We start from the raw sequence: 7,801 nt of genomic DNA, 5'->3' as shown, positions 1-7,801 counted from the left end.
AACCTCAGCGATAGCAGGTCGGAGTAGTTCATAAGTTTCTACCTGGATTTGTACTCAATCTGCAACGAATTTGGTAGAAGTCTGTAGTATAGTCTTCTACTGACAAGTTAACAAGCAGCTATGCTGATATTTTGAAATTGATTTAGACGTAGTTTGGTATATTATTGAGTGAAACTTGCCAAACTTAAAGCCGCAAATAGAAGCAATATTCAAAGCGTTATCCTGACTATTTGAATCCAAATTTGAAAATGTGATCGCTCATTTTGGGGTGAGAGTGTGATTGCCTAATTTTGAGGTAAGGATTTTAAGCTTGCCAAAAAATTAGTCAAGCAAACTTCTCCACACGCTACAGTTGTATAGTGTCACTTAGTTGTGCAGTAGCAAAGTTTGCCTGTCATGGTTAAAACTAACATCAACTACCTAATTTTTATGATCCAGTACTTTGGCTATTTGCTCTTTGGATAAATTCCATAATTTTACAGTGTGATTATTTGTTAAATAGCTCAATCTGTTGTTGATACAGTAGATTAGTTACTATTTATTGATAAATAAAATTTCTTGACAGAAAGTTAAACATAAAATAAAAAAAACAATATATACCAAAAAATTTCCTTTCAAAGCAGAACTTTTATCAAAAAATCAGCCCCAATGAATGCTCTCTCTTCTCGCTCTGATAAAATACTGGTAGTAGATGATTCTCCAGATAACGTATTTTTAATTAAAACTATTTTGGAGGAAGAAGGCTACACAGTTAGCACAGCAGAAAACGGCTCTTCTGCATTAGCGAAAATTGCAGAAGCACCATTTGATTTAGTGTTGCTGGATCTGATGATGCCAGGGATGGATGGTTACGAAGTCACTAAGTGTATTAGAGAAAATAAGAGTTTGCCGTTTGTCCCGATTTTGTTGATCACTGCCCATGACTCACCCAATGTCGCGCACGGGTTAGATTTGGGGGCAGATGACTTTATCCGCAAGCCAGTAACCGTAGACGAATTATTGGCACGAGTGAGATCGCTGCTTCGACTCAAGCACAGTATTGATGAACGCGATGAAATTGCCCGCCAAAGAGAAGATTTTGTCTCTCGCCTGACTCATGACTTACGCACTCCCTTAGTCGCGGCAGATCGAATGCTGATGTTATTTCACGAGGGAGCTTTGGGACAGTTATCATCACAAATGCAGGAAGTGATTACAATCATGGCTCGTAGCAACAGCAACCTGTTGACTATGGTAAACACCTTGCTAGAAGTTTATCGTTTTGAAGCGGGTCGTAAAGCTCTGGCGTTTCAACCAGTGAATTTAGCACAGTTACTAAAAGAAGTTGCAGGTGAGTTAACTCCTTTAGCTCAACAAAAGGGACTAGCTGTAAATTTGGATCTCTGTGAAGAGTTAACTACAAGCACAGTCATAGGCGATCGCTTAGAACTGCATCGGTTATTTACTAATCTAATTGGTAATGCCATCAAATTCACTGATACTGGCTCGGTGACAGTAAGTCTCACACCATCTACAAATTCTAGTGAAAGCGTTACCATCAAAGTTGCAGATACAGGAGTGGGCATTCCTCCTGAAGAACAAACAACTTTGTTTGAAAGATTTCGCCAAGGCAGTCACAAGCGTTCTGGTAGTGGTTTAGGACTATATCTTTCTCGGCGAATTGTCGAAATACACAAAGGTACTATCGAAGTCGATTCAGAAGTAGGTAAAGGTAGTATATTTATTGTGAATTTACCTATGAAACAGTAAGGTTATTCTCGGATTTTTCAAGGTTAAACAATGGGTGTTGAATCGTCGGTATGTGAGCTTGTCCACAAACAACGTAATTTTTTTGCAACAGATAAAACAAAGAAATTAGATTTTCGTCTCAAAAATTTGGAAAGTCTCAAGCGAGTAGTGATTGAACATGAACAGGAGATTTTAAAAGCATTAGCAGCAGATTTACATAAGCCGATATTTGAAAGTTATCTTACAGAAATTAGTACTATTAAAGAAATAGATTATGCTATAAAAAATATTAGAAATTGGATTAAACCTAAAAAAGCAGCAGTCTCCTTAGAGTTTTTTCCCTACTCAGCACGAATTCAACCAGAACCACTAGGCGTGGTTTTGATTATCAGTCCTTGGAACTATCCATTTCATTTAATAATTTCCCCACTAGTAGGTGCGATCGCTGCTGGTAACTGCGCCATCCTCAAACCTTCAGAATTTGCTCCTTATACCTCTAGTTTGTTAGCCAAAATAATTAAAATAACTTTTGATCCGGATTATATTACTATAGTAGAAGGTGGGATAGAAACGAGTCAACAATTATTAACAGAAAAGTTTGATCACATCTTTTTTACTGGTAGCAGTGCTGTGGGTAGAATTGTTATGCAAGCTGCTGCTAAACATCTGACACCAGTCACTTTAGAATTGGGTGGCAAAAGTCCTTGTATTGTAGATACTGAAATTGATATCGAAAAAACTGCGAGAAGAATTTGTTGGGGTAAATTCGTTAATGCCGGACAGACTTGCATTGCACCTGACTATCTTTTAGTACATCAAGACATTAAACAACCTTTACTTGAGAATATTAAAAAATGTCTGCAAGAGTTTTATGGTGAAAATCCAACCAATAGTCCCGATTACACTCGAATTATCCATGAAAAACATTTCGACCAACTTATAAAGTTTTTAGATGATGGTGAAATAATCATAGGTGGAAAAAGTCATCGGGATCAGCTTTATATTTCTCCTACGGTTCTTGATCATATTTCTTGGGACGATGATGTCATGCAGGAAGAAATTTTTGGCCCCATCTTACCTGTGATTACATATAACAATATTACAGATATCATTCAAAAGATTAACTCTCGACCAAAACCTTTAGCTCTATATTTATTTTCTAACAATAAAAATCTGCAACAGCGAGTTTTGCAATCTACCTCATCTGGCGGCGTTTGCCTCAACGATACGCTCATGCAATCTGGTGTGCTAACTTTGCCATTTGGTGGCGTGGGTGATAGCGGTATCGGTAGCTATCACGGTAAAGCTAGTTTCGACACCTTTTCCCATTACAAAAGCGTGTTACAAAATTCTTTCTGGCTAGACTTAAAATGGCGATATGCTCCCTATCAAGGGAAGTTGTCTTTTTTAAAGCGACTGATTGGTTAGTATTAAGATATCTAGATCCCGGACTTCTTTAAGAAGTCCGGGATCTTATCGTTCAAATATTAGCTATTTTAAAAATTACTGTAGCGTTCTTCTGCCCAAGGTTCGCCTCGTTGGTGATAGCCGTTACGTTCCCAAAAACCAAATTCTTCACTTTCGAGAAACTCTAGGCCATTTAGCCACTTGGCGCTTTTCCAAGCATACAGGTGGGGAACAACTAACCGCAACGGCCCTCCATGTTCAGCAGGTAACGGTTCACCAAACAATTTAAAAGCAAAGAAGTTTTCTTCGCGCATAAAGTCTGGCATGGAAATATTGGTAGTGTAGCCACCATAGCAATGTTCCATGACATGGGCAGCTTTGGGATCAACTTCAATTAATTCCATGAAATCTGTGACTTTAATACCAGTCCATTTGACATCAAGCTTAGACCAGCGAGTGACGCAATGGAAGTCAGCAGTAAATTCATGTTGGGGTAGTGCCATAAAATCTTGCCAAGTAAATGTCTTGGCTTTTGCCAAACCCCAAACTCGAAACTCCCAATTATCTGTACTGACTTGAGGAGTGGCACCATAAGTTAATACGGGGAAGCCCTTAGTCAAGTATTGTCCTGGTGGAACGCGTTCGCCTTCTTCCTGCGTTGGTTTTTGAAAGTGTTTTCCTAACATAGTTACAAAAAATAAGTGCTCTTAAGAAGACACTTTAGTTTTTATATGATTACTTTTTATCGCCAATCGGTAAGAGCTAGTGGCTAACAGCTAATGGTAAGAAAACAATTAGCTATTAGCAGTTAACAATTAGCAGTTTTAGGATTCCTCTTCTTCCTCTTCTTCCTCTGCTGATGGATACACAAATGTAGAACGTCCAGTTAAAATCGACTTGCCGAGAGAAAGAGCTTTTTGAGCTTCAAGGGCTGCTTTGCGCCTCCAAGTAGCTCGACGCTGATCGCGTTTGGACTTTGATGTTTTCTTCTTTGGAACAGCCATAGTAGCGGATAACGCAATTTTTGACAACCTTATTATTCTAATTCATTAATGCCTCTGCGGTAGAGGTGGAAGAGTTGGTATTATTTGCTGGCGGTTGGTAGTACTCTGTCAGCCAACAATTGTCAGGTTGAGGCTGACACACTAGACGCGGTGATGTGGAGAATTTTAACCCTGTAAAATTACTCTGACAGAGTAGTAGACTACTGTTTAGGTTGGGGATCGGAGGCTGGAACTAGATTTGGAGTGACATTGGCAGGTGTAGTTGTTGTGAGATTGTCTTTCATAAATAATAGCGATCGCGCATTCTTGAAATATCTTGCCCAGCGTTGGGGATCGGGGCGAGTTCGCCATTGTTGACGACTGACTGCTAATTCTAAAACTGGTGCGATCGCTCCTTGATTTTGTACGGTAACGAATACAGATACATCTGATACTAATATATCTTGATCAAAACTGCGTTGAGCAGCTGCTCTAGCAGCATTTTCTGCCCTTCGTAACAGGGTTTCGTAGTTCTCCTCTGGCAGGCGGTCAATAGCTAAGTCTACTCTGGTGGTGTAAGCTTGCACAATCTTCGGGGCGATCGCTTCTGTTAGCAGCCATATAGGAGCTGCAAGACTCAACAAAACTAATGCATGACCGATCCGGATTTTCTTCGCAATTAGTGGCATAAGTTGAATGAACCTCTCAAGAGGATTTTGCTTTGCTAAAGAAGATCTGCTTAATGATTGATGACTGCAACTCCTCATAACCCATATACTCCTAAATATGACCAATCAAGTGGAATTCGATACTAGTATTTTCTTGGTTAAGTAAGTAATAAAAATGACACTCAATCTCTTCATGAGATGATGTTCGCATTAGCTATAAAACACTAGGTTAGCTTTGTTTTTTCAGCAAAGCCAACCGCGATTTCAAGTAAGTAAAAAATAACCGACACAGAGCGCGATGGCAAATAATTGGGCGATCGCCATTGGCATAAATCAATATCAGTTCTTTCAACCTTTAGGGTGTGCGCAAGCTGATGCCGAGGCCTTAAAGGATTTTTTAATAGTAGAAGCAGGGTTTTTGCAACAACAGTGTCTGTTGATGACAGATACTTCACCGCCTTTAGGTGATAGATCTACCTATCCTACAAAGGAGAATATTCTGCTTTTGCTGGAGGATTTGGCAGCAGCCTGTTGGCAACCGCAAGACAAAGTGTGGTTCTTCTTCAGTGGTTACGGTGTTAACTACAACGGACAAGATTATTTGATGCCAGCAGAAGCAAACCCCGAACATATAGAAGAAACTGGCATCGAAGTCAGATCCATTATGCAGAGCTTGCTAGTTGCGGAACTAGAGATAGTTTTGATATTTGATATTAACCGTGCTTTTGCAAATAAAGGGACTGATCTTGTTGGACAAGAAATCATTGAACTGGCTCAGGAACTAGAAATTCCCACAATTGTTTCTTGCCAACCGGAGCAATTCTCCCACGAAAGTAGCGAATTAGGCCACGGATTCTTCACAGCAGCACTATTAGAGGCTTTGCGTTCCCATCATGACAACACCTTGGAGGGCTTAGAAAGATATCTTAGTCTGCGCACACCAGAGCTATGTCAACACTACTGGCGTCCGACGCAAAACCCCGTTACTGTTATCCCTTCAAAGGAGGAAGATATTTTGCCAACTTTGGAAGTGGATGAAGATAGGGAAGAATCACCGATGATCGGTTCTAGAGAAATTTTAGCTGCTGCACTTCCTGCTCCTTCGCTCCACCCTAATCCTCAAATAAATTATTCTGCGTGGCAGTCAACTACAACCACAAATCCTGATACTGACACAAACACGTACCAATATGGAAACAAACAAAGCGTTCCCATATCTTCCCATTCCCTTAAATCTTCTTTGTCCTCAACTAAGATTAAGAAAAATAAAAGGGTGGCAAACACTTGGTTGTGGAATCCACTACTTTTATGGAGTGCAGGTACAATGCTCGTATTGGGCTTAGTTGCAGTAGTTTATCTACGCAACCAAGGAGGTTTGAAAGTGGTGGAAATGCTTTCGGCATCATCTAAAACCATTAATGATGATACCGAAACGGAGATTCTGCCAATATCACCAGATACGGCTTACGATAACAATTTTATTAAGACTTCTCCTGTCACCTCGGCACCTACACCAAAAAGCCAGTCACCCTCGTTAATCAGTGCTAATTCTCAAGCCATTAAGCATAATAAGGCAAGGTTAGAATTAGCAAAAATGTCTCTTCGTCCAAATCAAGCTAGGGATCTCAGTTTAGCGATCGCCAAAGCGCGAAAAATTCAGCCCGATCAACCACTTTATAAACAAGCTCAAGATAATATCCAAATTTGGAGCAGGATGATCTTAAATTTAGCCGAAAGTCGCGCACAGCGAAGACAGTACGCCAAAGCCATAGCCACAGCTCAATTGGTTGGTAAAGATCTATCTATTTACCCACAAGCACAAGCATCTATTAGCCTATGGCGAATTGAGGCAAAGCAGTATATGAGTAATAAAACTCTTTTAGATGCTGCTAATGCCTTGATTATGCCTGGACAGGCATCTACTTATAATCGCGCAATTGAAGTAGCCAAAAAAGTAGCACCAGGTGAACCTGGTTTTGAGCAAGCTCAAAAAGCGATCAACCTATGGAGCGAAAAAATCTTAGATATAGCTATAAAACGAGCTTCGCAAAGACAATTCCAAGCAGCAATTGCAACCGTTCTTTTAGTTCCAGAAGAGACATCAGCTTATAAAAAGGCTCAACAAGCACTGCAAAAGTGGCAAAAAAAATAGAGTTAGTAGTTAGTAGGGGCGGGTTTTGTTGATTAACTTTCGGTTCAAACCGATAACTTATCTTCTAAACCCGCACGGCAGTCGCTACTAACCACTAACTACTAACAATTTTTAGTCTTTAACAGTACTGTGATACGTCCTCGCCGCATTCATCAGCTAAATAGCATAGCGCTCGGAAACGCAAGCCAACTAATTGTTCGTACAAAGGATTGAGTTTGCACATCGGTGGAATGTGAAAAAAGGTTCTACCGAATAACTTAACGTCGCGCTCGAAGGGACATTGAGCAGGAATGAACGTACATAAACGATGAGCGAATTGGCGATCGCGGACTTGTAGACTGTCTAGCCAATGACGTAATGGTTGGAGAATAAGAAAGTAAAGTTTGGGTGTACTACAACCTAGCTGAATAACATTAGCATTTGTAGCTTCTGTTGGATTTAATGATACCCAGCCAGCCAAAAAAATCTTTTTTGTGGTATTATTGAATACCTTCATGTTTTACTCCTCTTTTTTCGTGAGGGTCTTCACCACTTCGCTGAAGATATACAAGGTAAAAATCGCATTTCCCGGAAGAATGTGGTTTAGACAAAGCTTAGATCTAATGTTTCGGTAGCCACTCGCATCAGAATCTACTTATTAATACGTCAAGTTAATCGCAATTTTCCCGGAATCGGAAGTGTGACAATACTATCTTATTCATAACTTGACATAATTTAAATTCTAATAAAGACATCTACCTACAGACAGATATTAATTTAACATTTACAAAACTTATTTGCAGACAAATCATATCTATTTCTTGTATTGATTGTCTGTAGGTACAAATACTGCTTTTTGATTTTAGAGAAAAATAGCTCAATAA

The 7,801-nt window shown here is 39.7% G+C and carries 7 protein-coding genes; 3 read left to right on the top strand and 4 right to left on the bottom strand.

Going from position 1 to position 7,801, the window contains the following annotated elements; translation table 11 throughout:
• Nucleotides 1–648: 648 nt before the first annotated feature.
• Both U2718_RS31115 and U2718_RS31110 read left to right on the top strand, forming a co-directional pair.
• Nucleotides 649–1,749 carry a hybrid sensor histidine kinase/response regulator gene (locus U2718_RS31115; RefSeq protein ID WP_341993854.1) on the top strand — a complete coding sequence of 367 codons (1,101 nt, stop codon included), beginning with the start codon at nucleotides 649–651 and terminating at the stop codon, nucleotides 1,747–1,749.
• Nucleotides 1,750–1,779: 30 nt separating this feature from the next.
• A complete protein-coding gene (locus tag U2718_RS31110; protein WP_341993855.1) occupies nucleotides 1,780–3,156 on the top strand; it encodes an aldehyde dehydrogenase in 1,377 nt (458 codons plus the stop codon).
• A gap of 68 nt (nucleotides 3,157–3,224) precedes the next feature.
• On the opposite strand, the gene U2718_RS31105 is transcribed toward U2718_RS31110, so the two are convergent.
• The 3 genes from U2718_RS31105 to U2718_RS31095 all read right to left on the bottom strand — a co-directional run bounded on the left by U2718_RS31105 (nucleotide 3,225) and on the right by U2718_RS31095 (nucleotide 4,807).
• On the bottom strand, nucleotides 3,225–3,821 hold the full coding sequence (locus U2718_RS31105; protein WP_341993856.1) for a sulfite oxidase-like oxidoreductase: 597 nt from the start codon (nucleotides 3,819–3,821) through the stop codon (nucleotides 3,225–3,227).
• A gap of 138 nt (nucleotides 3,822–3,959) precedes the next feature.
• The gene (gene rpmF / locus U2718_RS31100; protein WP_289792498.1) at nucleotides 3,960–4,139 is read right to left on the bottom strand and encodes a 50S ribosomal protein L32; all 180 of its coding nucleotides are present in this window, start codon (nucleotides 4,137–4,139) and stop codon (nucleotides 3,960–3,962) included.
• 200 nt (nucleotides 4,140–4,339) lie between these two features.
• The gene (locus U2718_RS31095) at nucleotides 4,340–4,807 is read right to left on the bottom strand and encodes a hypothetical protein (protein ID WP_341993857.1); all 468 of its coding nucleotides are present in this window, start codon (nucleotides 4,805–4,807) and stop codon (nucleotides 4,340–4,342) included.
• 277 nt (nucleotides 4,808–5,084) lie between these two features.
• Here U2718_RS31095 and U2718_RS31090 point away from each other — a divergent pair, with 277 nt between their 5' ends.
• Nucleotides 5,085–6,938 (top strand): caspase domain-containing protein, encoded by a 1,854-nt coding sequence (locus tag U2718_RS31090; RefSeq protein WP_341993858.1) that lies wholly within the window; start codon nucleotides 5,085–5,087, stop codon nucleotides 6,936–6,938.
• A 118-nt stretch (nucleotides 6,939–7,056) separates the two neighbouring features.
• On the opposite strand, the gene U2718_RS31085 is transcribed toward U2718_RS31090, so the two are convergent.
• Nucleotides 7,057–7,434 (bottom strand): Mo-dependent nitrogenase C-terminal domain-containing protein, encoded by a 378-nt coding sequence (locus U2718_RS31085; RefSeq protein ID WP_341993859.1) that lies wholly within the window; start codon nucleotides 7,432–7,434, stop codon nucleotides 7,057–7,059.
• Nucleotides 7,435–7,801 lie beyond the last annotated feature (367 nt).

The organism is Chlorogloeopsis sp. ULAP02, assembly GCF_038404745.2.
In the GTDB taxonomy this organism is placed as follows: domain Bacteria; phylum Cyanobacteriota; class Cyanobacteriia; order Cyanobacteriales; family Nostocaceae; genus Chlorogloeopsis.
This window is presented reverse-complemented; position numbering and strand designations above follow the sequence as displayed.